General features: G+C 73.7%; 23 protein-coding genes. 9 read left to right on the forward strand and 14 right to left on the reverse strand.

Going from position 1 to position 23,209, the window contains the following annotated elements; translation table 11 throughout:
* Positions 1–42: 42 nt before the first annotated feature.
* On the reverse strand, positions 43–891 hold the full coding sequence (locus tag LIV55_RS04875; protein ID WP_068277442.1) for a PHP domain-containing protein: 849 nt from the start codon (positions 889–891) through the stop codon (positions 43–45).
* 34 nt (positions 892–925) lie between these two features.
* Entirely contained in the window at positions 926–1,807 is an 882-nt protein-coding gene (gene purU / locus LIV55_RS04880) for a formyltetrahydrofolate deformylase (protein ID WP_224766846.1), read from the reverse strand.
* Between the two features lie 140 nt (positions 1,808–1,947).
* Between purU and LIV55_RS04885 the strand changes: the two genes are divergently transcribed.
* Together LIV55_RS04885 and LIV55_RS04890 are read left to right on the forward strand one after the other, a co-directional pair.
* Positions 1,948–2,457, forward strand: coding sequence for a SigE family RNA polymerase sigma factor (locus tag LIV55_RS04885; protein WP_123092146.1), 510 nt, complete (start codon positions 1,948–1,950; stop codon positions 2,455–2,457).
* Positions 2,447–3,568: a hypothetical protein gene (locus LIV55_RS04890; RefSeq protein ID WP_229299356.1), complete on the forward strand. Its 1,122-nt coding sequence runs from the start codon at positions 2,447–2,449 to the stop codon at positions 3,566–3,568. Before LIV55_RS04885 ends, LIV55_RS04890 begins: the two co-directional genes overlap by 11 nt.
* 3 nt (positions 3,569–3,571) lie before the next feature.
* Here the strand turns inward: LIV55_RS04890 and LIV55_RS04895 are convergent, their stop codons facing one another.
* Entirely contained in the window at positions 3,572–4,363 is a 792-nt protein-coding gene (locus LIV55_RS04895) for an enoyl-CoA hydratase/isomerase family protein (protein ID WP_229299357.1), read from the reverse strand.
* A gap of 147 nt (positions 4,364–4,510) precedes the next feature.
* Between LIV55_RS04895 and LIV55_RS04900 the strand changes: the two genes are divergently transcribed.
* A complete protein-coding gene (locus LIV55_RS04900) occupies positions 4,511–5,566 on the forward strand; it encodes a MaoC family dehydratase (RefSeq protein ID WP_229299358.1) in 1,056 nt (351 codons plus the stop codon).
* Positions 5,567–5,724: 158 nt separating this feature from the next.
* Here the strand turns inward: LIV55_RS04900 and LIV55_RS04905 are convergent, their stop codons facing one another.
* Complete coding sequence (locus tag LIV55_RS04905) at positions 5,725–6,642, reverse strand: GxxExxY protein (protein ID WP_191563703.1); 918 nt, start codon at positions 6,640–6,642, stop codon at positions 5,725–5,727.
* Positions 6,643–6,922: 280 nt separating this feature from the next.
* Here LIV55_RS04905 and LIV55_RS04910 point away from each other — a divergent pair, with 280 nt between their 5' ends.
* The 3 genes from LIV55_RS04910 (at position 6,923) to LIV55_RS04920 (ending at position 10,204) form a co-directional block, all read left to right on the forward strand.
* Positions 6,923–8,008 carry a hypothetical protein gene (locus LIV55_RS04910; RefSeq protein ID WP_229299359.1) on the forward strand — a complete coding sequence of 362 codons (1,086 nt, stop codon included), beginning with the start codon at positions 6,923–6,925 and terminating at the stop codon, positions 8,006–8,008.
* 91 nt (positions 8,009–8,099) lie between these two features.
* The gene (locus tag LIV55_RS04915; protein ID WP_229299360.1) at positions 8,100–9,590 is read left to right on the forward strand and encodes an aminopeptidase P family protein; all 1,491 of its coding nucleotides are present in this window, start codon (positions 8,100–8,102) and stop codon (positions 9,588–9,590) included.
* On the forward strand, positions 9,563–10,204 hold the full coding sequence (locus tag LIV55_RS04920; RefSeq protein ID WP_229299361.1) for a cation diffusion facilitator family transporter: 642 nt from the start codon (positions 9,563–9,565) through the stop codon (positions 10,202–10,204). Before LIV55_RS04915 ends, LIV55_RS04920 begins: the two co-directional genes overlap by 28 nt.
* Here the strand turns inward: LIV55_RS04920 and LIV55_RS04925 are convergent.
* Both LIV55_RS04925 and pdxR read right to left on the reverse strand, forming a co-directional pair.
* Positions 10,201–10,932, reverse strand: coding sequence for a PIG-L deacetylase family protein (locus tag LIV55_RS04925; RefSeq protein WP_229299362.1), 732 nt, complete (start codon positions 10,930–10,932; stop codon positions 10,201–10,203). The genes LIV55_RS04920 and LIV55_RS04925 overlap by 4 nt on opposite strands.
* A 37-nt stretch (positions 10,933–10,969) precedes the next feature.
* A complete protein-coding gene (gene pdxR / locus LIV55_RS04930) occupies positions 10,970–12,439 on the reverse strand; it encodes a MocR-like pyridoxine biosynthesis transcription factor PdxR (RefSeq protein WP_229299363.1) in 1,470 nt (489 codons plus the stop codon).
* Positions 12,440–12,525: 86 nt separating this feature from the next.
* On the opposite strand from pdxR, the gene pdxS reads away from it, so the two are divergent.
* Together pdxS and pdxT are read left to right on the forward strand one after the other, a co-directional pair.
* Complete coding sequence (gene pdxS / locus LIV55_RS04935) at positions 12,526–13,473, forward strand: pyridoxal 5'-phosphate synthase lyase subunit PdxS (RefSeq protein WP_267492350.1); 948 nt, start codon at positions 12,526–12,528, stop codon at positions 13,471–13,473.
* Complete coding sequence (gene pdxT / locus LIV55_RS04940; protein WP_229299364.1) at positions 13,470–14,096, forward strand: pyridoxal 5'-phosphate synthase glutaminase subunit PdxT; 627 nt, start codon at positions 13,470–13,472, stop codon at positions 14,094–14,096. Before pdxS ends, pdxT begins: the two co-directional genes overlap by 4 nt.
* A 109-nt stretch (positions 14,097–14,205) precedes the next feature.
* On the opposite strand, the gene LIV55_RS04945 is transcribed toward pdxT, so the two are convergent.
* The 4 genes from LIV55_RS04945 to LIV55_RS04960 form a co-directional block, all read right to left on the reverse strand.
* Entirely contained in the window at positions 14,206–15,198 is a 993-nt protein-coding gene (locus tag LIV55_RS04945; RefSeq protein WP_229299365.1) for a hypothetical protein, read from the reverse strand.
* A gap of 69 nt (positions 15,199–15,267) precedes the next feature.
* Positions 15,268–15,855, reverse strand: coding sequence for a general stress protein (locus LIV55_RS04950; protein ID WP_068277412.1), 588 nt, complete (start codon positions 15,853–15,855; stop codon positions 15,268–15,270).
* Between the two features lie 85 nt (positions 15,856–15,940).
* Positions 15,941–16,813, reverse strand: a complete 873-nt coding sequence (locus LIV55_RS04955; protein ID WP_229299366.1) for a trypsin-like serine protease — start codon at positions 16,811–16,813, stop codon at positions 15,941–15,943.
* A 59-nt stretch (positions 16,814–16,872) separates the two neighbouring features.
* On the reverse strand, positions 16,873–18,075 hold the full coding sequence (locus LIV55_RS04960; protein ID WP_068277408.1) for an acyl-CoA dehydrogenase family protein: 1,203 nt from the start codon (positions 18,073–18,075) through the stop codon (positions 16,873–16,875).
* 180 nt (positions 18,076–18,255) lie between these two features.
* On the opposite strand from LIV55_RS04960, the gene LIV55_RS04965 reads away from it, so the two are divergent.
* The gene (locus LIV55_RS04965; protein ID WP_229299367.1) at positions 18,256–19,107 is read left to right on the forward strand and encodes a serine protein kinase RIO; all 852 of its coding nucleotides are present in this window, start codon (positions 18,256–18,258) and stop codon (positions 19,105–19,107) included.
* Between the two features lie 6 nt (positions 19,108–19,113).
* On the opposite strand, the gene LIV55_RS04970 is transcribed toward LIV55_RS04965, so the two are convergent.
* The 4 genes from LIV55_RS04970 to LIV55_RS04985 form a co-directional block, all read right to left on the reverse strand.
* Entirely contained in the window at positions 19,114–20,013 is a 900-nt protein-coding gene (locus tag LIV55_RS04970) for a L,D-transpeptidase family protein (RefSeq protein WP_229299368.1), read from the reverse strand.
* A gap of 198 nt (positions 20,014–20,211) precedes the next feature.
* Complete coding sequence (locus tag LIV55_RS04975) at positions 20,212–21,009, reverse strand: L,D-transpeptidase family protein (RefSeq protein ID WP_229299369.1); 798 nt, start codon at positions 21,007–21,009, stop codon at positions 20,212–20,214.
* 173 nt (positions 21,010–21,182) lie between these two features.
* The gene (locus tag LIV55_RS04980; RefSeq protein WP_229299370.1) at positions 21,183–22,052 is read right to left on the reverse strand and encodes an HpcH/HpaI aldolase/citrate lyase family protein; all 870 of its coding nucleotides are present in this window, start codon (positions 22,050–22,052) and stop codon (positions 21,183–21,185) included.
* A 3-nt stretch (positions 22,053–22,055) separates the two neighbouring features.
* A complete protein-coding gene (locus tag LIV55_RS04985) occupies positions 22,056–23,135 on the reverse strand; it encodes an HpcH/HpaI aldolase/citrate lyase family protein (RefSeq protein ID WP_123092159.1) in 1,080 nt (359 codons plus the stop codon).
* Positions 23,136–23,209: the final 74 nt, after the last annotated feature.

Genomic DNA, 23,209 nt, shown 5'->3' on the forward strand with positions numbered 1-23,209 from the left:
GGGGACCGCGGCCATCGTCTCAGGCCGGGGTGCCGATCGGGGTCAGGCCCGCAGGACCGCGACGGGGCTGCTGGCGAGAGCCTCGACACGTGCGAGCGACTCGGCGGAGGTCGTGTGCTCGGCGAGCCGGTTGGGCTTGCCGTCGCCGTGGAAGTCGCTGCTGCCCGTCGGGACGAGGTCGAGCTCGGCGGCGAGGTCGGCGGCCAGGGCCCGCCCGGCGTCGTCGTGGTCGCGGTGCATGACCTCGATGCCGCTCAGCCCGCCGGCGGCGAGCTCGCGGACGTCGTCGGCCCCGATGACGCTGCCCCGGGTGATCGAGAAGGGGTGGGCGAGCACCGGCACCCCGCCCGCCTCGCGCACGAGCCGCACCGCGTCGGCGGTCTCGAGGGAGAAGTGGCGCACGTAGTACGGGCTGCCGTTGTAGAGCCAGCGCCCGAAGGCCGCGCTGCGGTCGGGCACGACCCCCTTCGCCACGAGGACGTCGGCGATGTGCGGGCGGCCGGGCGTCGTGCCCGGCACGAGGAGGGCGTCGACCTCGGGCCAGCTGATGTCGATGCCGTCGGCGGCCATGAGCTCGACCATCTCGCGCAGCCGTGGCAGCCGGTCGTCCACGACCCGCTCCATCGCGGCCCGCAGCTCGGGGTGGTCGCGGTCGAAGAGGTAGGCGAGCAGGTGCACGCTGCGACCGCCGTGCTTCGTCGACAGCTCGGCGCCGCGGACGAGTCCCACGCCGTGCTGCGCGGCCGCGTCGGCCGCCTCGTCCCACCCGGCCGTCGTGTCGTGGTCGGTGAGGGCGATGACGTCGAGCCCGCCCTCGGCGGCCTGGGCGACGAGCGACGTCGGGGAGTCCGTGCCGTCGCTGACCAGGCTGTGGGTGTGCAGGTCGATCACGGCGCCAGCCTACGGGCTGGCCCCGACAGCGCGGTCAGCTGAAGACGACCGTCCGCTCGCCGTGGAGCAGGACCCGCGACTCGGCGTGCCAGCCGACGGCACGGGCGAGGACCCGCGCCTCGACGTCGCGCCCGGCGGTGACGAGCGCGTCCGGCGCGAGGCGGTGGTCGACCCGTGCGACGTCCTGCTCGATGATCGGCCCCTCGTCGAGCTCGGGGGTGACGTAGTGCGCCGTCGCGCCGATGAGCTTGACCCCGCGCCGGTGCGCCTGGTGGTAGGGCTTGGCGCCCTTGAAGGACGGCAGGAAGGAGTGGTGGATGTTGATGACCTGTCCGGCCATCCGCCGCGCCAGCCCGTCCGAGAGCACCTGCATGTAGCGGGCGAGGACGACGAGCTCGACGTCGTGCTCGTCGACGATCTCGAGCAGCCGCGCCTCGGCCTCGGGCTTGGTCTGCGCGGTCACCGGCACGTGGTGGAAGGGGATGCCGTAGCTCGCGGCCAGCCCCTCGAGGTCGCGGTGGTTGGAGACGATGGCGGGGATCTCGACCTGCAGCGACCCGGTGCTCTGGCGGAAGAGCAGGTCGTTGAGGCAGTGGCCGAAGCGGCTCACCATGACGAGGGTGCGCAGCGGCCGACGGGCGTCGTGCATCTGCCACGTCATCGCGTGGCGCTCGGCGACCTGCGCGAAGTCCTCGCGCAGCTGCTCCAGGCCCACTCCCCCTTCGTCCGCGAAGTCGACGCGCATGAAGAAGTCACCGGTGAGGGTGTCGCCGTACTGCTGGCTCTCGGTGATGTTGCCACCACGCTCGAAGACGAACCCGGAGACGGCGGCGACGAGACCGGGCCGGTCGGCGCAGGCCAGGGCGAGGACGACATCGGTCGTCGGGGCGGGCGAAGGGGTGGCCGGTGCGGTCACGGATGGGTCTCCTCGGGCGGGTGGTCGGGCCATTCTGCGGGCCGACACGGCAGGATGCCACGGCATCTCAACCTTCTGGCCGGTCGCCACGTCGTAGAGGTGAGCAGGCCCGACCGGGCCGAGGACGAAGGGGTGAGCGCATGGGCATCCGAGCCGCAGGCGCCGTGGAGGCGGAGTTCGCGGACTTCGTCCGCGAGGCGTCGCCCCGGTTGCTGCGCACCGCGTACTGGGTGTGCGGCGACGCCCACCAGGCGCAGGACCTCGTGCAGTCGGCGCTGGAGAAGGTCTACCTGCGCTGGTCGCGGCTGCGGGGCGGCGACCCCGTCGCCTACGCCCGGCGCTGCCTGGTCAACGAGCACACCGACACGTGGCGGCGCCGCCGCCGCGAGTCGCTCACCGAGGTGCCGGCGGAGCAGCCGGTCACCGACGCGGAGCCCGAGGACACCCGGGCCCTGCACCGCATGCTCGCGACGCTTGCACCGCGCGAGCGCCAGGCGGTCGTCCTACGTCACTACGTCGGTCTCAGCGAGGCCGAGACGGCGCAGACGCTCGGCTGCTCGGTGGGCACCGTGAAGAGCAGCTGCTCGCGAGGCCTGGCCCGGTTGCGCGAGCAGATGACGCAGGAGGAGGGGACCAGCCGTGCGCAGTGACACCCACACCCGAGGACCCGGTGGGGGCGACTTCGGGGAGGGCGACCTCGAGGCGCTCTTCCACGCGGCACCCGTGCCCGACATGAGGATCGACACCGCGGCCGTCATCGGCGGCGCCCGTCGCACCCGCACCCGGCGCCGCGTGGCCGCCGTCTCCGGCGTCACCGCCCTCGCGCTCGTCGTGGGCGGGGCCTGGCTCGGGCTGCCCGGGAGTCGCGACCGCGCGAGCACCGACCCCGCCGCCCCGACGTCGACGAGCGCGTCGACGGCACCCGTCCGCACGACGCTGGAGGGGGCAGACATGTATCTCGAGGGGTCCCGGGTCCCCGGCGTCACCTACGACCTCCGGCTCGACCCCGGTGCGGGAGCCGACGGCTCGGACCGGGTGTCGGTGGCCGGCGGAGGCCACCGCACGCAGGTCGACCTGCGGGCCGACGAGGTCGTCGGCACCGCCGGTGTGACGCGGCGCCTGGGCCCACGGGACTACGTCGTCGTCGCAAGCACCTCGGTGGACGGCGTGACCATCCAGCGACGAGCCGACGACGACCTCGAGGGCGGCTCGACGACCGGCTGGGCCGAGCTGGGCCACAGCGGCCTGCGCGTCTTCGCCGTCCGCTTCGACCGCACGGTCCGGGCCGCCGACGTCGTCGGCACCCTGACCTATGACGGGTCGGCCCACCGGGTGCTCTCGGCACTCCCCGACGGTCGGCCCGGTCCGGCGCAGTCGGCACCGGTGCCCGGTCACGACGCCGTGCTCTACGTCGACGAGGCCCTTGGGGTGATCGGGGCCGAGGGAGGCGTCGGGGGCGTCAGCGCGCCTCTGACAGGGACCGACGACCTCGTCGCGCTGTCCTGGGGCGACGGCACGGCGATGCGCGCCGCCGGCGTCTTCCCCGAGGGCGCCGACGCGGTGTCGGCGACGGCACGGTGGAGCGCGCCCGGCGGGTCGGGCGGCGAGGCGGACGCCGTCATCGTCACCCTGTCGGGCGGCCGCCGGGCATGGTTCGCCGAGCTCCCGTCGCCCGACCTCGACCGACGCGCCACCGCCTCCCTCAGGTGGACCGACGCCGACGGCGTCATCCACGGAGGCGGCGGTGACCAGCGTCGCTGACCCTCACCCCAGGCCGGGCCACCGGGGCGCGCGCTTCTCGGCGAAGGCGCGCACCCCTTCGGCCCGGTCGGCGCTGAAGGCGGTGTCGTGCCAGCGCGCGTCCTCGACGTCGAGGCCCTCGTCGAGAGGCAGGTCGAGCCCGACGCGCATCGCGGCCTTGGCGTTGCGGACCCCGATCGGCGAGTGCCGGGCGATGCCCGCGGCGAGCTCGAGGGCCCCGTCGCGCGCGTCCTGCACGACCCGGTCGGCGAGACCGATCCGGTAGGCCTCCTGGGCGTCGAGCCGGCGGGCGGTGAAGACGGCGTCGGCGGCCCGCGACCGGCCCACCCGGCGGGCGAGCAGCTGGGTGCCCCCGGCACCGGGGATGACCCCCACGGAGACCTCCGGCAGCGCGAAGACCGCCCCCTCCCCCGCGACGATGAGGTCGCAGGTGAGCGCCAGCTCGCAGCCCCCGCCCATCGCGAAGCCGCCGACGGCCGCGACCGTGGGCACGGGCAGGTCGAGCAGTGCCCGGTAGGCCACCCGGTTGCCGGGCCGCTGGGCCCGCAGCTCGTCGTCGCTCAGGCTGTTGCGCTCCTTGAGGTCCGCACCGACGCAGAAGGCCTTCGGGTGGCTCGAGGACAGGACCACCGCGCGCACCGAGGTGTCGTCGCGCAGCTCCTCCCCGGCCCCGCGCAGCGCGGTGGCCATCGCCGTCGAGACGGCGTTCATCGCCTCCGGCCGGTCCAGGACCACCTCGACCACGCCGTCGGCGTGGCGCTCGAGTCGGATGAGGGGCGTCGTCGCACTCGTCATAGGGCACTTCTAGCAGGTCCGGGCCGACCGCCCGGCGGGGCGGGCGGGTCCCCCTTCGCGCTGTAAGACGGCTCACGAAGGGGTCAGCCGCCCACCGACCCGGTGCGAGGATGACCGCCGCACCCACCCCCGCCCGAGAGGTCATGCATGTCCACCAAGACGGTCGCCGGCAACTACTTCGAGGACTTCGCGGTCGGGCAGGAGATCGTCCACGCGACGCCGCGCACGGTGACCGAGGGCGACATCGCGATGTACACGGCGCTGTACGGGTCGCGCTTCGCCGCGACGTGCGCGTCGACCGTCGCCGCCTCGATGGGTCTGGAGCGGATGCCGGTCGACAGCCTGCTCGCCTTCCACCTCGTCTTCGGCAAGACCGTGCCCGACATCTCGCTCAACGCCGTCGCCAACCTCGGCTACGCCGGGGGGCGCTTCGGGGTGCCGCTCTACCCGGGTGACACGGTGAGCACCCTCAGCACGGTCATCGGCCTCAAGCAGAACAGCAACGGCCGCACCGGTGTCGTCCACGTGCGCTCGGTGGGCACGAACCAGCACGGCGAGACCGTCCTCGACTACGTGCGCTGGGTGATGGTGCACAAGCGCGACGTCGACGCCCCGGCGCCGGAGACGGTCGTGCCGGAGCTGCCGGGTGCGGTCGGACCGGAGGACCTGCACGTCCCCTTCGAGATCGCGACGGGGGCCTACGACACCGTCCTCGCCGGGTCGCCCCACCTGTGGGACGACTACGAGGTCGGCGAGCGCATCGACCACGTCGACGCGATGACCGTCGAGGAGAGCGAGCACATGCTCGCCACCCGGCTCTACCAGAACACCGCGAAGGTCCACTTCAACCAGCACGCGCAGGCGGCGACGACGATCGGGCGCCGGCTCGTCTACGGCGGGCACGTCATCAGCCACGCGCGGGCGCTGAGCTTCAACGGGCTCGCCAACGCGCAGATGGTCGCGGCGATCAACGCGGGGACGCACGCGAACCCGACCTTCGCGGGAGACACGATCTACGCCTGGTCGGAGGTGCTCGACGTCCTCGAGCTACCCGGGCGCACCGACGTCGGCGCCCTGCGGCTGCGCACGGTCGCGACGAAGGACCTCCCGTGCGCCGACTTCCCCTACCGCGGCGAGGACGGCCGCTACCTCCCTCAGGTCGTCCTCGACCTCGACTACACCGTCCTCGTCCCCCGCCGCTGACCGGACCGCCTCGCTGGTCGAGGTGCGAGCGCCAGCGAGCCTCGAGACCACCCAGAGCCCACGAGACCGGCTCGGCCGCCGCGCACCGGGAGACCTGCGACGGGCCGGGACGCGTCTCGGTCGGCTCCGGGTTCCCCGGTCCGGGGCGGTGTGCCCGGTCAGTCGGAGCGGACGAGCGCGGCGGAGATGAGCTGGGCGACCCGCAACGGGTGGTCCAGGTCCGACCAGACGAGGCGGACGACCTCGAGACCGAGCGAGCGAAGGGAGTCCTCGCGCCGCTTCTCAAGGACGAGGGCCTCTCGCCCCTGGGCGCCCTCGTACTTCACCAGGCCGTCGAACTCGACGACGACCTTGCCCGACACGAGGAAGTCGACCCGACCCACGAGCCGGCCGTCGGGACCGCGCACGTCGACCTGGCTCTCGAAGGGCACCCCCATGTCGGTGAGCAGGAGACGGGTCCGCGTCTCGCCGGGTGACTCGCTGGCGGGGTCGGCCAGGGCCAGCACCGAGCTCGCCCTCTCACGGCGAAGGGGGCCCGAGGCCCGCCGGTCGAACGCCTCGGCGACCTCTTCCCTCGCGCACACGGACGTGCGCAGGGCGTGGTCCAGCGGCACGAGCGCCGCGGCCAGCCCGGCCTCGAGGCCTACCTGCGCGACCGCTACGGCGACCGGCACGCACCGCACGCCGCCAGCCCGGACCGGGTTCTCACCGGTCCGCGACGGGTGGAGCCGCACCCCGTCGCGGTGACGGAGGCGGTCGACCTCCACGACGAGGTCGACCCTGCTCAGGTCGACCCCCCAGAGGGGCAGACCGTGCAGCGCCAGGGCGGCCTGGTGCGAGGCGCTCGACCTCGGTCGACCGAGCATCACGGCTCGAGCCCGCAGCGCCAGACGCACCTCGGGGGTCGCTGCCGACCAGATCTCGCCGGCGACGTAGGCGTCGCGCCGCACGCGGACCAGCTCCCCCCGTCGCACCAGCCCGGCGAGATCGGCCTCGCTCGTCTCGCACCGGCGCGCCTGCCCGGAGGTGCACACCCCCGCCTGCCCGATCATCAGCGCCTGGAGCCGTGTGTTCATCCCGCCGTCGTGGCGAGGGACGCGACGACGACCGCGGCGTCATCCACAGGCCCGCGCCGGGCAACCCTGCGCGGACCGGGACGTCGGGCACGCCCCGGGACATGTCCCGGTCCGGGGCGGGCATCCCGGTCCGCGACGGGTGACCCGGTCTGCGACGGGTGACCCGGTCTGCGACACGAGACCTTGACGTGACATCACGCCCGACAACCGACTCGTCGTCACCGGAGTCAGAGAGGCAGAGCCACCGCAGGGGCTGGCTCACCTCAGGGGAGGACTCACCATGACCCGCACCACCGCCCGCCGCGCCGCGCTCGTCGTCGCCACCGCCGCCCTCGTCGCACCCGTCGCCACCTCGGCCCAGGCCGCCGTCGGCGCGGCGCCCACCGCCTCGCCCGGCTGGAGCGTCAGCGCCCACCTGCCGACCGGGTCACCGTCGTGGCGCGGCCAGGACCTCGTCCTGTCGAGCCCGGGCGGCACCTCGAAGACCGTCCTCGGCCGGGTCGGTCGGGGCGAGCGCGTCGTCGACGTCTCCGCCGACGGGCGCCGCGTGCTCACCGTGGACCGTCGCGGCGGCGACCCCCGGGTCGTCGCCCACGACACGGCGGCGGGGACGCGCTCCACCTTCGCCGTCTCGAAGCTGGAGCAGGTCCGGTACCTCGACGCCGCCGGGTCGAAGGTCGTCGTCGTCCGCGGCTGGGAGGAGACCGACCGCGTCGTCGAGGTCCGCAGCCCCGGGGGCACCCTCGTGCGCACGCTGCACACCCCCCGCCGCGGCACCCTGGACGCGCCGAGCATCATCAGCACCCCCGACGGCTCGAAGGTCGTGCTCAACCGCTCCGGCCGTCAGCGCAGCGTCGACGCGAGGACCGGCGCCACCATCAGCACGCTCTCCGGCCGCACGGGCTACTCGGCGTGCGCCCCGACCCGCTGGTGGGGCACGAGCGGGCTCGTCGCGACGTGCTCGGTGACGAGCGGGTCGCTCCGGGGCACCGAGCAGGTGCTGCGCGTCCCCTTCGTCGGCACCTCCTCGCGGGTCACGACGACGGCGGGCGGCATGGGCATCGGATGGATGGACGCCTGGGCCCACCCGAAGGGGACGGTCGCGCTGAGCATCAACGGCTGCGGCCCCGCCACCGCCCACCGCCTCACCGCGGGCGAGCCGGAGATCGCGCTCGGCGTCCCGAGCGACCACACCGAGGTCCAGACGGTCGTCGGCGACGGCCTGTACCACCTCGCCAGCGGGGCCAGCTGTGGCGGCCCCGGCACCGTCCGCCTCGCCCGCCACGACCTGTCGACCGGCCGCAACACGACGGTCCTCGGTGGCGGCACCGTGAGCAGCGTCGCCGTCGTCGACATGTACCAGTGACACGAGGCGAAGGGGGACCCGGCCGCATGCAGTCGGGTCCCCCTTCGCCGTCGCCGGGTGCCCTGACGGCGGGTCGTGCCACGATGGGCCGGTGAGCGAAGAGCAGACCAAGCCCGAGAACCGCGCCCGCCCGACCACCGATGAGTTCCGCACCTTCGTCGCGCAGGGCTGGGCCCCGCGCTCGACGCAGCTGCCAGAGCTGACCGAGGCGGCCCGCCGCGCCGCCGTGCGCCGCGACGAGCTGTCGGCCGCCTTCCCCGGCGACCGCCTCGTCATCCCCGCCGGTGGTCTGAAGGTCCGCTCCAACGACAGCGACTACGTCTTCCGCCCGCACACCGCCTTCGCCTACCTCACCGGTCTCGGTGCGGACCGCGAGCCCGACGCGGTGCTCGTCATGGAGCCGACGGAGCAGGGCGGGCACGAGGCCGTCCTGTACTTCCGTCCGCTGGCCGGCCGCGACACCGAGGAGTTCTTCGGCGACTCGCGCTACGGCGAGTTCTGGGTCGGTGCCCGGCCGAGCATCGAGGACGTCGAGGCCGAGCTGGGCCTCACCGGTGCGCACGTCGACGGCTTCGCCGACGCGGTCGGCAAGGACGCGGGCGCCGTCACCGTGCGTGTCGTGCGCGACGCCGAGGCCAGCCTCACCGCGCGCGTCGACGAGCTGCGCACCCAGAACGGCGCGCAGCCCGAGGCCCTCACCGCCGCCGACGACGAGCTCGCCCACCGCGTCTCGACGATGCGCATGGTCAAGGACGACTGGGAGCTCGGCCAGATGCAGGACGCCGTCGACGCGACCCGCGTCGGCTTCGACGCCGTCATCGCCGAGCTGCCGACCGTCGCCGAGCGCGGCCGCGGCGAGCGCTGGGTCGAGGGCGTCTTCGGCCTCCACGCCCGCCACCAGGGCAACGGCGTCGGCTACGACTCGATCTGCGCCGCCGGCGACCACGCCAACACCCTGCACTGGATCAAGAACACCGGCGACATCGCCCCCGACGAGCTGCTCCTGCTCGACGCCGGGGTCGAGGTCGACAGCCTCTTCACCGCCGACGTCACCCGCACCCTGCCGATCAACGGCACCTTCACCGACGCGCAGCGCGAGGTCTACGACGCCGTGTGCGACGCGCAGCAGGCCGGCATCGACGCGATCCGCCCGGGCGCGAAGTTCTCCGACGTCCACGCCGCCGCCATCCGGGTCATCGCCGAGCGCCTCCACGGCTGGGGCCTGCTCCCCGAGGGCGTCTCCGTCGAGGACACCCTCGACACCGAGCACGGCCAGTACCACCGCCGCTGGATGGTGCACGGCACGAGCCACCACCTCGGTCTCGACGTCCACGACTGCGCGCTCGCCACCCGCGCCGAGTACATGGACGCCGAGCTCGCTCCCGGCATGGTCCTCACCGTCGAGCCCGGCCTGTACTTCAAGGCCGACGACCTCCTCGTCCCGGAGCGCTTCCGCGGCATCGGGGTGCGCATCGAGGACGACGTCGTCGTCACCCAGGACGGCTCGCGCAACCTCACCGGCGAGTGGCCGCACACCTCCGCGGAGGTCGAGGCGTGGATCGCCGAGGTGCAGGGGCGCTGACCGGCACGGCCGACAGGGCCCGGCTGCGCCGGGTCGTCCTCGTCGTCGCCGGGCTCAACCTCGCGTACTTCGTCGTCGAGGCCGCGGTCGCCCTTGCGGCGGGGTCGGTGGCGCTGCTCGCCGACAGCGTCGACTTCCTCGAGGACGCGTCGATCAACCTGCTCGTCGCGCTGGCGCTGGGCTGGCCGCTGGCCCGCCGAGCGGCAGCGGGCAAGGCGATGGCGGCGGTCATCCTCGTCCCCGCGCTGGTCGCGGGGTGGCAGGCCGTGCAGCGCGTCGGCGACCCCGTCGCGCCGGACGCGGGCCCGGTCGTCCTCGCCTCGCTCGGCGCCGTGGTCGTCAACGGGGTGTCCGCGTGGCTCCTGCTCTCGTGGCGCAGCCACGGGGGCTCGCTGAGCCGGGCGGCTTTCCTGTCCGCGCGCAACGACGTCCTCGTCAACCTCGCGATCATCGCGATGGCAGCGCTCACCGTCGCGACGGGCTCCGGCGTGCCGGACCTCGTCCTCGGCTGCGCGATCATCGCGCTGGCCCTGCACGCCGCCCACGAGGTGTGGGAGGCCAGCGAGGTCGAGCGTCTCGACGCGCGGGCGCTGGCCGGCGAGCCGATCGGCTAGCGGGTGAAGACCTCGAGCAGCAGCGCGTGCGTGATGACCGGGTCGCCGAGACGCTCCGCTCCCCCGCCGAGCGAGCCCTCGACGATCTCGCGCGGGCTGGGGAAGCTCTCCGGCAGCGCCGCGTTGTAGAGCCGGTGCTCCTCGAGCGACTCGACGGCCCGCTCCGCGTACCCGGTGACGTCGACGTAGTGCGTCGCCTCGGGCGAGGCGGCGAAGGCGATCATCCGCACGTGCCAGGGCTCGAGACCGTCGGCGGCCAGCTCGGGGTGGATCCACCTGTTGCCCGCGTCGGCGCAGGCGTCGATGACGGCCTGGCCCACGGCGCGGTGGTCGGCCTGGTTGAGCTGACCGGGGCCGAAGACCTCGTACCGGTTGAGGCTGACGACGAGATCGGGCCGGGTCCGACGGATCTGCTCGGCGACGAGCCGGCGAAGGGGGATCCCGTACTCGATCGTGCCGTCGGCGAGATCGGCGAACTCGACCCGGTCGACGCCGACGACCGCGGCGCTCGCACGCTCCTCGTCGGCGCGCGCCGGAGCCGCGTCGACCGGGTCCATGCCCTCGATCCCCGCCTCGCCGCGGGTGAGCAGGTAGTACGAGACGTCCTTGCCGTCGTCGGTCCAGCGGGCGACCGCGGCGCTCGTGCCGTACTCGATGTCGTCGGGGTGGGCGACGACGCACAGGACCGTCTCGATCCCGTCCTCGTCCAGGGGCTGCAGCTCGCTCATGCCGCCAGCGTAGGGATCCCGCTCGTCCAGCGAGCCGCTATCGGGCGGATGACCCGGCACCGGCGAGCAGCGGGCGCAGCCGGCGCAGCCCGCGCTCCAGATGGGGGGAGCCGAGCCCGATGACGAGCCCGTGCCGGGGCAGGTCGGCGCTGACGACAAGACCTCCCGGGTCCGCCCAGTAGTCACCCATGCCGGCGACGAGCACCCCGGCCCGGGCCGCGGCGTCGACGACGGCGTGCTCGCGCTCGGCGTCGGCGCCGAGCAGCTCGACGACCCCGTGCAGACCGCCGTCCATAGGACGCAGCCGCGCCTCGGGCAGGTCCGACAGGGCAGCGACGGCGAGATCGCGTCGCGCCCGGTAGCGGCGCCGCATCCTCCCGGTGCGCCGCCGCAGGGCCCCGGCGTCGAGGTACTGAGCGAGCGCGTCCTGGACCGTGGCGGGCACCGGCGAGCCGAGGTCGCCGCGCAGCGCGAGGACGTCCGGGCGCAGCCCGTCGGGCACGAGGGCGTGACCGATCCCGATGCCGGGGGCGAGGACCTTCGCGAACGACCCGAGGGTGACGACCACGCCGTCGTCCTCGCCCCCTCGCCGGTCGAGAGCGGCCAGCGCCGGCACGGGTTCGCCCGTGAAGCGCAGCTCGCCGTCGTAGTCGTCCTCGACGACGACGGCCCCGTGCGCCCGCGCCCAGCCCACGAGCGCGAGCCGGCGGGCGACGGGCATCGCGCCGCCGAGGGGGTACTGGTGGCCGGGTGTCACGAGGACGACGTCGGCCGCCGGCTCGTGGTCGAGCAGCTCGACGGACAGCCCGTCGCCGTCGACGGGCACCGGTCGGACCTCGTGCCCGAGGGCGGCGACGACCCGACGCAGCGCCGGGTACCCGGGGTCCTCGACGACGACGCGAAGGGGGCGTCCCGCCCGCCGGGAGAGGGTCGTGAGGACGAGCTGCAGGCCCTCCCGGACCCCGGCGGTGACGACGACCGCATCGGGGTCGACTGCCGTCCCCCGGGCGACTCGGACGTGCTCCGCGAGCGCGGCGCGCAGCGCGGGCGAGCCCTGCGGCGGGTGCTGGGCGCCCGCCCCGGCGGCGGCCTCGCGCCAGGCCGCCCGCCACGTCGGGTCGACGATGCCGCTGACGTCCGGCTGCCCCGGCCGCAGGTCCGCGACGGGTGCGGCCGCCCGATGCCCCGACCCGGGCGAGGTGGTCGGGGTCGGCCGGGTCGCCCGACCGGGCACCGGGTGGTCGGCGAGCCCGGGGTCGACCCGGGTCGCTCCCTGGTCCGCGACGAGCCAGCCCTCGCCGTGCAGCTGGTCGAAGGCGGCGACGACCGTGCCCCGCGAGACCCCGACCCGCTCGGCGAGCGTGCGGGTCGAGGGCAGCACGTCCCCGCCGCGCAGCGCACCCGACTCGATGGCGCGTCGGACCCCGTCGGCGATCTGGACGACGAGCGAGGTGCCGGCACCGCGGTCGACGACGAGCGGCAGGTCGACGTCGTGGGGATGCCTCACCCCGCCCACGCTACTCGAAGTGGTCTATCTCAGATCCGTCGTTCTGGATCTTCTCGCTGGACCACTTCGCGACGCACGCTGTCGGCATGAGCACGCAGACCCCCCTTCGTCCGACCGACCCGACCACCCCGAGCGCCGACGGGCCCCGCGCCGGCACCGACCTCGTCAAGCGCGGTCTGGCCGAGATGCTCAAGGGCGGCGTCATCATGGACGTCGTCACCGCCGAGCAGGCCCGTATCGCCGAGGACGCCGGTGCCGTGGCCGTCATGGCCCTCGAGCGCGTCCCCGCCGACATCCGCGCGCAGGGCGGCGTCGCGCGCATGTCCGACCCCGACCTCATCTCCGAGATCGTCGACTCGGTCTCGATCCCCGTCATGGCCAAGGCCCGGATCGGTCACAGCGTCGAGGCGCAGGTCCTGCAGCACCTCGGGGTCGACTACGTCGACGAGTCCGAGGTCCTCTCCCCGGCCGACTACACGCACCACATCGACAAGCACGCCTTCGAGGTCCCCTTCGTCTGCGGCGCGACGAATCTCGGCGAGGCGCTGCGTCGCATCGCCGAGGGCGCCGCGATGATCCGCTCGAAGGGGGAGGCCGGCACCGGCGACGTCTCCGAGGCCGTGCGGCACATCCGCACGATCCGCTCCGAGATCGCCCAGCTGCAGGCGCTCCATGCGAGCGCCCCCGAGGAGCTCTACACCCGGGCCAAGGAGCTCGCCGCGCCGATCCAGCTCGTCACCGAGGTGGCCCGCACCGGCCGGCTGCCCGTCGTGATGTTCACCGCCGGCGGCGTCGCGACGCCGGCCGACGCGGCGATGCTGCGCCAGATGGGCGCCGAGGGCGTCTTCGTCGGCAGCGGGATCTTCCTCTCGGGCAACCCGGCCGCCCGCGCCGAGGCGATCGTGCGCGCGACGACCTTCTACGACGACGTCGAGGCGATCACGGCCGCGTCGCGCGGGCTCGGCGAGGCGATGGTCGGCATCAGCGTCGCCGACATCCCGGCGCCGCACCGCCTCGCCGACCGCGGCTGGTGAGCGCGGCCCGGGTCGGCGTCCTCGCCCTGCAGGGCGGGGTCGCCGAGCACGAGCGGATGCTGGCCGGTCTCGGCGCGACGCCGGTCCCGGTCCGCTCCCCCGCGCACGTCGTCGGGCTCGACGCCCTCGTGATCCCCGGCGGAGAGTCCTCGGTGCTCGACCGTCTCGTCGACGTCGCGGGCCTGCGCGAGCCGCTGGTCGAGGCGGTCGGCCACGGGCTGCCCACCCTCGGCACGTGCGCCGGGCTCGTCCTGCTCGCCGCGAGGGTCGAGAACCCCGCCCCCGGCCAGCGCAGCCTCGGCGTCCTCGACGTCACCGTGCGCCGCAACGCCTTCGGGCGCCAGGTCGACTCCGTCGAGACGTGGGCGAGCTGGCGGGTGCCGGGCGGCCCCGACCGCATCCGGGCCGCCGCGATCCGCGCCCCCGAGGTGCTCGACGTCGGTCCGGGTGTCGAGGTCGTCTCGACGATGGCTGTCGACGGCGTCGACCGCGTCGTCGGCGTGCGCTGCGGCGCGGTGCTCGCGATCTCGCTGCACCCCGAGCTCACCGGCGACACCACCGCCCACGAGACCCTCCTCGCGCAGATCCGCTCGGACGCCCCAGCCCCCGCCCTCACCCGCTGACCCGCCCCCTCCCCCTTCGCCGAGGTATGGAGATCGGTCGCCGGAGGCTCGCTCTGACGACGGATTGCCATACCTCAGCGAAGGGGGGTCAGGGCTGGGCGAAGGGGGGTCAGGGCTGGGTGGTCGTCCGGCGCAGCAGGGCGACGACCTCGTCCGAGACGTCGGCCTCGAGCGCGCCGTTGCTCACGACCCCGCCGGGGCCGCACGCGCCGGTCGTGACGTCGAGGACGACCGGGGCTCCCCGCTCGTAGCGCGCCTCGACCTGCCAGCGGTCGGCGGTGTCGTCGACGCACAGCAGGTCGCCCGACGCCGCACGGGTGTGCAGCGCCCTGAGCGCCGCGAGCAGGCGTGGGCGGTCGGCCCGCAGGACCGCGAAGGTCCCGCTGCTCGGGCCCGGTACGTCGGAGTCGACCCGGCAGACCCACATCACCTCCGGCTCCCCCGGCACGAGCTCTCGCTCCACCCCGGCCCGCCCGACCGGTTGCGACCCACCGCACACCGGCCGCTCGCCCTGCGTCGGCACGACCCAGCCGCCGTCGGCGACGGCCTTGGCGACCTGCTGGCCGACGCCGCCACCGGCGCTGAAGTCGCCGTTCGAGCTGAGGACGCACGCGTTGACCTCGTCGGTCGCCGACACCCACACCGTGCCGGTCGGGTACCCGAGCCCCAGGAGCTGGCGGGTGTTGGGGCCGTCCATCAAGGTGCACGCGTCGATCTGCTGGGCCCGTGGCGCACCGGTCAGATCTGCGGCCATCTGCTCCAGGCCCTCGGTGAGCACGACCTGCTCCGTGAGCGGTCGCGGTGGTGCCGCTGGGGCAGAGCTGTGCCCGGCGTCGTAGCGGCACACCAGGGCCCGGGTCGGGGTCTGCGCCGGTGCGAGGGCATCACCCGGGTCGAAGCCGTCCGGCGCGTCGTACGTCGGGACGACAGGGCGGTCCTCGGTCCCGTCGTAACGGGCGGGGCAGCTCAGCAGAGCGGGCGGCGGGGGTGTCGCCACGGGCGCGCCGTCACCGGCGCGGGCCGCCGCGGCGGTCGTCCCGGCGAGACCGGCGGCGAGCAGGCCGCCCACGACGAGGGCGATGGTCGGACGAGGAGATGCCATGACGGCTCCTGACGGCGGGGGTGGTCCCCCTTCGACGCCGTCGGCGCGCGTCTGGTTCCCCCGGGTGCGTCAGGCGCGCGGGTGGTCGCGCGTCTCGCGCGCCGCGCGGGCCGCCGCGGCGCGGTCGGCCTCCTCGCGCATGATGCGGGCCTTCTCGACGGCGGCCCGCATCGGGTCGTGCTCGGCGAGCAGCTCGCGCGCCTGCTGCACGTGCCGGTGCTCGACGAGGACCTCGTACCGGGTCGCGACGACCTGGCTCACCGAGGTGAAGTCGCGCTGCCCGCCGGTCGCCTTGTAGCCCAGCCAGCCCCACACGAGCCCGAAGAAGGCACCGATGATCATCGTCGAGAGCATCCGCACGAGGAACTGCTCGCCGCCCTCGAAGACCGCGAAGACGAGGCCGACGAAGACACCGATCCACACGCCCGAGAGCGCCCCGCCGAGCAGCACGCGCCCGGTCGTGAGGCGTCCGGTGACGCGCTCGATCTGCTTGAGGTCGGTCCCGACGATCATGACGTCCTGCACGGGGAACTCACGGTCGGCGAGGAAGTCGACCGCCTGCTGCGCCTCGGGGTACGCGTCGTACGTGCCGAGCGACTGGGGGAACTCCAGGTGCAGGATCTGCTGACGGGCCGCGGTCAGCGGGGTCTGGCTCATGGCGCGATTGTCTCACCGTCCGCTGGACGAGGGCTGTGAGGGCCGCGCCCCGGTCACCCGACCGGGGCACGGCCCGTCGCCGGGGTCAGCGCAGGGTGACGAAGGGGGCGAGGAAGACCCGGGCGGGCGCGGTGTCGAGGCGGTAGACGACGTTCGTCGCCTTGCACGGCACGTCACCGGTGATCGTCGTCCCGGCGAGGACCTGCCGCCCGTCGACGGTGACGAAGTTCGGGCCGCCGCTGTCGCCGTAGCAGGCACCGCCGTACCCCTTCGACTCGTTGATCGACAGGCGCACCCAGCTCTTCGTCAGGGCGTTGAAGCCCTCGCTCGCCTTGAGCCGCACGCCGCCACCGGGGTGCGTGTGACCGCCGGGGCCGTTCTGCGCCTCGGCGGTGCCGTAGCCGACGACCGTCCACGGCGCGCGCGCCAGCGTCGTCCCGCCGACCCGGTCGAGCTGACCCGCGGTCGGGAGCGTCGCCGGGGTGAAGTCCCAGACGTCCGCCGGGGTGACGTCGCGCCCGGCGAAGTCGACGACGGCGATGTCGGCGGTGTCGCTCGCCGGGCCGGGGTAGCGCGCGTCCTGGTGCGGGTCGCCCTCGACGACCCAGCCGTTGGCGAGGAAGAGATCGGCCTGCGCGCTCGGCGAGAGGTCGGCGTGCTCGTCGAGCAGGCTCTGCACGTCCTCCTCGAGCGAGACGAAGGTCCGGGTGCCCGCCGGGGAGCCGTCGGTGCAGTGCGCCGCCGTGAGGAAGGTGTCGTCGTCGACCATCGTCCCGCTGCACCGCCAGTCGAAGCGGTCGGGCACGCCGTCACCGGTCGTGTCCCACAGCGCGAGGTAGGCGCCGACCTCGGTGCGCTCCGGCGCGGGCTGGGCGTTGTAGGTGTTGATCGCGGCGGCCGGCGAGGCGGCGAGCAGGGTCACCGCACCGGCGGCGGCGACGAAGGTGGAGCGCTTCATGGGTGTCCTCTCGAGGGGCGGGCCGAGCGACCCGGCTGGCAGGAGGGTAGACCCCCCGCTCACCCCTTCGCGGGGTAGTCCTTGAGGATCGAGCGGCCGATGATCATCTTCTGGATCTCGGCGGTGCCCTCGCCGATGAGGAGCATCGGGGCCTCGCGGTACAGGCGCTCGATCTCGTACTCCTTGGAGTAGCCGTACCCGCCGTGGATGCGGAAGGACTGGCCCACGACGTCGGCGCAGTACTCCGCGGCCATGTACTTTGCGATCCCCGCCTCGAGGTCGTTGCGCTCGCCCTTGTCCTTCAGCCGCGCCGCCTTGACCATGAGCTGGTGGGCGGCCTCGACCTTGGCGGCCATGTCGGCGATGCGGAAGAGGATCGCCTGATGGTCGACGATCTTCTTGCCGAAGGTCTCGCGCTGCTGCGCGTACGCCACCCCCAGCTCGAAGGCCCGCATCGCCAGCCCGCACGCCCGGGCCGCGACGTTGACCCGGCCCACCTCGACCCCGTCCATCATCTGGTAGAAGCCCCGACCGGGCTCCCCGCCGAGGATCTGCGCGGTGCTCGTGCGGTGGCCGTCGAGGACGAGCTCGGTGGTGTCGACGCCCTTGTAGCCCATCTTCTCGATCTTGCCCGGCACCGTCACGCCCTGAGCCGTCTCGCCGAAGCCCTCGGTCTTGTCGACGAGGAAGGTCGTCATGTTCTTGTGCGCGCTGTCCGCGCCCAGGTCGGTCTTGACGAGCACCGCGACGAGGTTGGCGCTGCCGCCGTTGGTCAGCCACATCTTCTGACCCGTGATCGTCCAGTCGTCGGACTCTCCGTCCCGCACGGCCTTGGTCTTGATCCCCGCCACGTCCGAGCCCAGCCCCGGCTCGCTCATCGAGAAGGCCCCCCGGATCTCCCCGGTGGCCATCTTCGGCAGGTAGTGCTCCTTCTGCTCGGTCGTGCCGTGCTTGAGGATCATGTACGCCACGATGAAGTGGGTGTTGATGATCCCCGACACCGGCATCCAGCCCCGCGAGATCTCCTCCACGCACAGCGCGTACGTCAGCAGCGACTCACCCAGCCCGCCGTACTCCTCGGGGATCATCAGACCGAAGATCCCCATCTCCTTCATCTGGTCCACGATCCCCTGCGGGTACTCGTCCGCGTGCTCCAGCTGCTGGGCCACCGGGATGATCTGCTCGTCGACGAACTCACGCACCAGACCCAGCAGGTCGTGCTGCTCCTCGCTCAGGCCGTCGGTCGTCTGCAGTCGGGACATGATCGATGAGCCGCCTTCGCGTCTGGGGGGCGCGCCGGGGCGCGCGAGAACTCCTCGATCCTGCCTCAGCCCACCGTCGCGGGGACAGGCCCGCCGGGCGTGGGATGGGACACGCTGCGGGCCGCCCGCAGCCGGTAATTCGGTTGCCGGGCGAAGGGGTGCAGCGCTTCCCTGGACGGCATGGCTCACCAACCCTTCCACCTCCCCGCGCGGGAGGGACTCGCCCCGGCGGGCGCCTTCGCCGTCGACTCGGCGCCCGACGCCCCGCCCGAGGGCGAGCGCTGGACCTCGTGGGACCGTGCGAGCCACGGCCCCGGTCCGCTGCCCGAGTGGGTCGTCACCGACCTCGGCGCCGTCGACGCCGATCTCGGCGTGCTCAAGACCGGCAAGGAGGCCGACGTCCACCTCGTGCGGCGCTGGGTGCCCGGCACCGGTCGCGCGTGCCTCATGGCGGCCAAGCGCTACCGCAGCGCCGACCACCGCCTCTTCCACCGTGACTCCGGCTACCTCGAGGGTCGCCGGGTGCGCAAGAGCCGCGAGATGCGGGCGATGGCCCGCCGCACCGCCTTCGGCAAGGAGATGATCGCCGGCCAGTGGGCGATGGCGGAGTTCGCCACGCTCTCTCGGCTGTGGGCCGAGGGCCTGCCGGTCCCCTACCCCGTCCAGCTCGACGAGACCGAGATGCTCATGGAGCTCGTCGGCAGCGACGGCGCCGTGGCACCCCGCCTCGTCCAGCTGCGCCCCGGCCCCGACGAGCTCGCCGACCTCTTCGAGCAGCTGCGGGGCTTCATGCTCGACCTCGTCGAGCTCGGCTGGACCCACGGGGACCTCTCGCCGTACAACGTCCTCGTCCGCGACGGCGACCTCGTCATCATCGACTGGCCTCAGGTCGTCGACGTCGTCGGCAACCCGCGCGGCATGGACTTCCTCGACCGGGACCTGCGCACGATGTGCACGTGGTTCGTGCGCCGCGGTCTCGAGGTCGACGTCGAGGAGCTCGTCGGCGAGGTGTGCGCGGCAGCCTTCGGGTGAGATCCGTCAGCGCACGACGACGGTGCTGCCCACGGGCATGAGGTCCTGCGACCAGATGAGGTCCATCGCCGGGTCGCTCACCCGCGCGCACCCGTGCGACGCGGGCCAGCCGGGCACGGAGGCGGCGCCGTGGACGGCGATGCCGCCGTTGAAGTACCGCGGGCGGTAGAGCGTGCCGAGCTTCGCGACCTCCGACCCGTCGTAGACCCGCCCGACCGCGAAGGTCCCCGGCGGCGTCACCGCCACGGCGAGACCGTCGTAGGAGCTCTCGTAGGTCTCGCCCGAGCCGGTGCTCGTGCTGATCGCCCAGCGCGCGCTGCCGTCGCGCACGACGTAGAGCAGCTGGCGCTCGAGGTCGATCTCGACGCGGTCCGGCGCGCCCGCCCCGACCGTCGGCCGGGTCCCGTCGGCCACGGCGCGCAGCGTGCGCGGCCCGGCGACGCCGTCGCGGTCCAGGCCCGCCTGCTTCTGCAGCGCGAGGACCGCCTGCTCGGTGAGACCGCCGTACGTGCCGTCGGCCGTGCCGCCCCAGTAGCCGAGCCGTGTGAGCGAGCGCTGCAGCGAGCGGACCCGTGGTCCGGAGTCACCCGGGCGAAGGGAGGTGTCCCGCGGCGTCGCCGACGGCGAGGGCGCCGAGGTGCTCGACGACGGGCTGCTGGACGGCGTGCTGCTCGAGGAGCCCGTGCTGCTGGACGAGGTGCTGCTTGACGAGGTGTCGCTCGTCGACGTGCTGGTGGACGACGCGCTCGGCGCGGTCGTCGACCGGCCGGTGGAGGTCTGGCTCGCGGGCCCGCCCGCGTCGCTCGTGCCGCCCCCGGCGCAGGCCCCCAGCCCGAGCACGAGACCGGCGACGAGCGCTGCCGACCCGGTCGCGCGACGGCGCTCCCCCTTCGCCCTGCCGACCATCACCATCACCTGTCCTGACCGCCCGAGGGCGAGAAGCTGGTGTGGCGGCGCCCCCTGCGCGCCGCCACACCCCTAGGACGCGGCGACCCCGACGACGGTTGCCCTCGAGCGCCCTTCGTGACCTGCTCGTGACCTGCGGGCAGACCACGGGCCGCGCACCCGGTGAGGTGCGCGGCCCGTGGTGGCGGACGAGAGGGGTCAGTAGACCCAGACGCGGCTGCCGATCGGGGCGAGGTTCGCCGACCAGATGTAGTCGATCGCCTTGTTGTCCAGGCGGGCGCAGCCGTGGCTGGCCGGGTAGCCGGGGATCGAGGGCGAGCCGTGGATCGCGATGCCGCCGTTGAAGTACCGCGGGCGCCACAGGTTGCCCAGGGGCGCACGACGCATGCCGTCGATGGCCCGCTGGAAGGCGAAGCGCCCGCTCGGGGTCGTCGCGTAGAGGTAGCGCCCCGAGGCCGAGGACCAGTAGCGCTCGCCGTTGCCGGTCGAGGTGTTGAAGACCCACTTCACCTTGCCGGCGCGCACGAAGAGGATGACCTGGCGGCCCTTGTTGATCTCCATGATGTTGCCGCTCCTCGTCCGCGAGACGGGGCGGTAGATCGTGTCGACGGCCTTCCACGTGTTCGGGCCGCAGACCCCGTCGCGGGAGAGCCCACGCATCTTCTGCAGCGCCATGACGGCCTGCTGGGTGCTGCTGTCGTAGACGCCGTTGGCGCCCTTGCACCAGTAGCCGTTGGCCCGCAGCTTGGTCTGCAGCGACTTCACCTGCCAGCCGCGCGAGCCGAGCTTGAGGGTCGGGCGCGAGGCGGCACCGGCCACCGAGGGCGCGGCGAGCGCGGTCGCGCCGACGGCGACGGTGGCCGCCCCGAGACGCAGGACGGTGCGGCGGTCGGACCGGGCGGTCTCGACCGGCGCGACCTCGAGCGGTGCGATCTCGAGCGGTGCGATGTCGACGCGGGTGGTGCCGACGGCGTGACGAGGCTGATAACGAGACATGTGTACGTGCTCCCCTGGACTGATCGGTGCCGGCACCCGATGTGGTGCCCCCCTGCTTCGACGACGCACCGGCCCGTCCGGTTGTCTCGAGCCGCTGACAATCTACTGCGACCTGTCAACACCCGCGAGCACTCGTCCCCAGGCGCGCCGGGACGGACGCGGCGTCCGTGACCTCAGCCGCGGGCGGAGATCACCTCGTGGGTCGCGAGCACCCGCTGCGCGACGTCGACGTGCAGCTGCTCGACCATCTTGCCGCCGTAGGTGACGACGCCGCTGCCGGCGCCCTCCTCCCAGGCCGCGAGGACCCCCTTCGCGTCCTCGACGGCCTCGGCCGACGGGGCGAAGACCTCGTTGCACACCTCGACCTGGCCGGGGTGGATGAGGGTCTTGCCGTCGAAGCCGAGGTCGCGGCCCTGCTCGCACTCCGCGCGGAAGCCCTCGACGTCGCGCACGTCGTTGTACACGCCGTCGAGGATCGCGACGCCCGCCTCGCGGGCCGCGAGGAGCGACCACGACAGAGCGGTGAGCAGCGGGGCACGGCCCGGCACGTGGTCGGCCTGCAGCTCCTTGACGAGGTCGTTGCTGCCGATGACGAGGGCGGCGAGGCGGTCCGAGGCACGGGCGATCTCGCGCACGTCGAGCACCGCGGTCGGCGTCTCGACCATCGCCCACAGCCGCGTGCTCTCCGGCGCCCCGGCGGCCTCGAGGGCGACGACGAGCCGGCGGACCTCGTCGGCGCTGCTCACCTTCGGCACGACGACACCGGCCGGACCTGCCTGGGCGACCGCGTCCATGTCGTCGTCGTGCCACTGAGTCCCGATCGCGTTGACGCGGATCGTCAGCTCGCGCTCGCCGTACTCGCCCGAGGCGACGGCGGCGCACGCCGCGTCGCGGGCGGCGGGCTTGTCGGCCGGTGCGACGGCGTCCTCGAGGTCGAGGATGAGGGCGTCGACGGGCAGGGTCTTGGCCTTCTCGAGGGCCCGGGCGTTGCTGCTCGGCATGTAGAGCACCGAGCGGCGGGGGGTGTAGGCGAGCTCGCTCATCGCTCAGGCCTCCTGCGTCGCGTAGAGCTCGGCGAGCTCGGGGTCGCCGGCGGAGAGGCGGTCGGCGAGCTCGAGGATGACGAGGCACTGCTTGAGGCTCGCGTCGTCCTCCATCTTGCCGTCGAGCATCACCGCGCCCGTGCCGTCGCCCATCGCCTCCTTGACGCGGCGCGCGTGCGCGACGTCCTCGGCGGAGGGGCTGAAGACGCGCTTGGCGATGTCGACCTGGACCGGGTGCAGCGACCACGCGCCGACGCAGCCGAGGAGGAAGGCGTTGCGGAACTGGTCCTCGCACGCGACGACGTCCTTGATGTCGCCGAAGGGGCCGTAGTACGGGAAGATCCCGTGCATCGCGCAGGCGTCGACCATCCGCGCGATCGTGTAGTGCCACAGGTCCTGCTGGTGGACCGAGCGCGGCGCGGTCACGGGGTCGACCCCCTCACCGAGGTCGCGAGAGGGGTCCTCGCGCACGAGGTAGCCGGGGTGGCCGCCGCCGACGCGCGTCGTCTTCATCCGCCGGTCCGCGGCGAGGTCGGCCGGGCCGAGGCTGATGCCCTGCATGCGCGGGCTCGCCCCGCAGATCTCCTCGACGTTGGCCATGCCGCGCGCGGTCTCGAGGATCGCGTGGACGAGGATCGGGCGGGTCAGACCGGCCTTGGCCTCGAGCTGGGCGAGCAGGCGGTCGACGTAGTGGATGTCCTCGGCGCCCTGGACCTTCGGGACCATGACGACGTCGAGCTTGTCGCCGATCTGCGTCACGAGGGTCGTGAGGTCGTCGAGGGCCCACGGGCTGTCGAGGCTGTTGATCCGCGTCCACAGCTGGGTGTGCTCGCCCAGGTCGGTCGCGCGGGCGATGTCGACCAGGCCCTGGCGGGCGGCCTCTTTCGACTCCGCCTTGACCGCGTCCTCGAGGTTGCCGAGCAGGACGTCGACGGTGCCGACCATGCCGGGGACCTTCGCCGCCATCTTCGGGTTGCTCGGGTCGAAGAAGTGGATCATCCGGCTGGGTCGGGCGGGGACCTCGCGGACCGGGGCGGGCGCCCCGACGGCGAGCGGGGCGAAGAAGTCCTTGGCGCTGCGCATGACGGGGTGCAGGTCCTTTCCGAAGGGGGCAGGGCGAGTCGGTCGCGAACGTACCAGCGTGCGCCCCGGCCCGG

It is taken from the genome of Janibacter melonis, from assembly GCF_020567375.1.
GTDB classification, from domain to species: domain Bacteria; phylum Actinomycetota; class Actinomycetes; order Actinomycetales; family Dermatophilaceae; genus Marihabitans; species Marihabitans melonis.

Bases quoted from the DNA above. Each gene is read 5' to 3' on its own strand.
- LIV55_RS04885 (WP_123092146.1), top strand. From the start codon at position 1,948: ATGGGCATCCGAGCCGCAGGCGCCGTGGAGGCGGAGTTCGCGGACTTC.
- LIV55_RS04895 (WP_229299357.1), bottom strand. From the start codon at position 4,363: ATGACGAGTGCGACGACGCCCCTCATCCGACTCGAGCGCCACGCCGAC.
- LIV55_RS04900 (WP_229299358.1), top strand. From the start codon at position 4,511: ATGTCCACCAAGACGGTCGCCGGCAACTACTTCGAGGACTTCGCGGTC.
- LIV55_RS04905 (WP_191563703.1), bottom strand. From the start codon at position 6,642: ATGAACACACGGCTCCAGGCGCTGATGATCGGGCAGGCGGGGGTGTGC.
- LIV55_RS04910 (WP_229299359.1), top strand. From the start codon at position 6,923: ATGACCCGCACCACCGCCCGCCGCGCCGCGCTCGTCGTCGCCACCGCC.
- LIV55_RS04925 (WP_229299362.1), bottom strand. From the start codon at position 10,932: ATGAGCGAGCTGCAGCCCCTGGACGAGGACGGGATCGAGACGGTCCTG.
- pdxS (WP_267492350.1), top strand. From the start codon at position 12,526: ATGAGCACGCAGACCCCCCTTCGTCCGACCGACCCGACCACCCCGAGC.
- LIV55_RS04945 (WP_229299365.1), bottom strand. From the start codon at position 15,198: ATGGCATCTCCTCGTCCGACCATCGCCCTCGTCGTGGGCGGCCTGCTC.
- LIV55_RS04950 (WP_068277412.1), bottom strand. From the start codon at position 15,855: ATGAGCCAGACCCCGCTGACCGCGGCCCGTCAGCAGATCCTGCACCTG.
- LIV55_RS04955 (WP_229299366.1), bottom strand. From the start codon at position 16,813: ATGAAGCGCTCCACCTTCGTCGCCGCCGCCGGTGCGGTGACCCTGCTC.
- LIV55_RS04960 (WP_068277408.1), bottom strand. From the start codon at position 18,075: ATGTCCCGACTGCAGACGACCGACGGCCTGAGCGAGGAGCAGCACGAC.
- LIV55_RS04965 (WP_229299367.1), top strand. From the start codon at position 18,256: ATGGCTCACCAACCCTTCCACCTCCCCGCGCGGGAGGGACTCGCCCCG.
- LIV55_RS04970 (WP_229299368.1), bottom strand. From the start codon at position 20,013: ATGGTCGGCAGGGCGAAGGGGGAGCGCCGTCGCGCGACCGGGTCGGCA.
- LIV55_RS04975 (WP_229299369.1), bottom strand. From the start codon at position 21,009: ATGTCTCGTTATCAGCCTCGTCACGCCGTCGGCACCACCCGCGTCGAC.
- LIV55_RS04980 (WP_229299370.1), bottom strand. From the start codon at position 22,052: ATGAGCGAGCTCGCCTACACCCCCCGCCGCTCGGTGCTCTACATGCCG.
- LIV55_RS04985 (WP_123092159.1), bottom strand. From the start codon at position 23,135: ATGCGCAGCGCCAAGGACTTCTTCGCCCCGCTCGCCGTCGGGGCGCCC.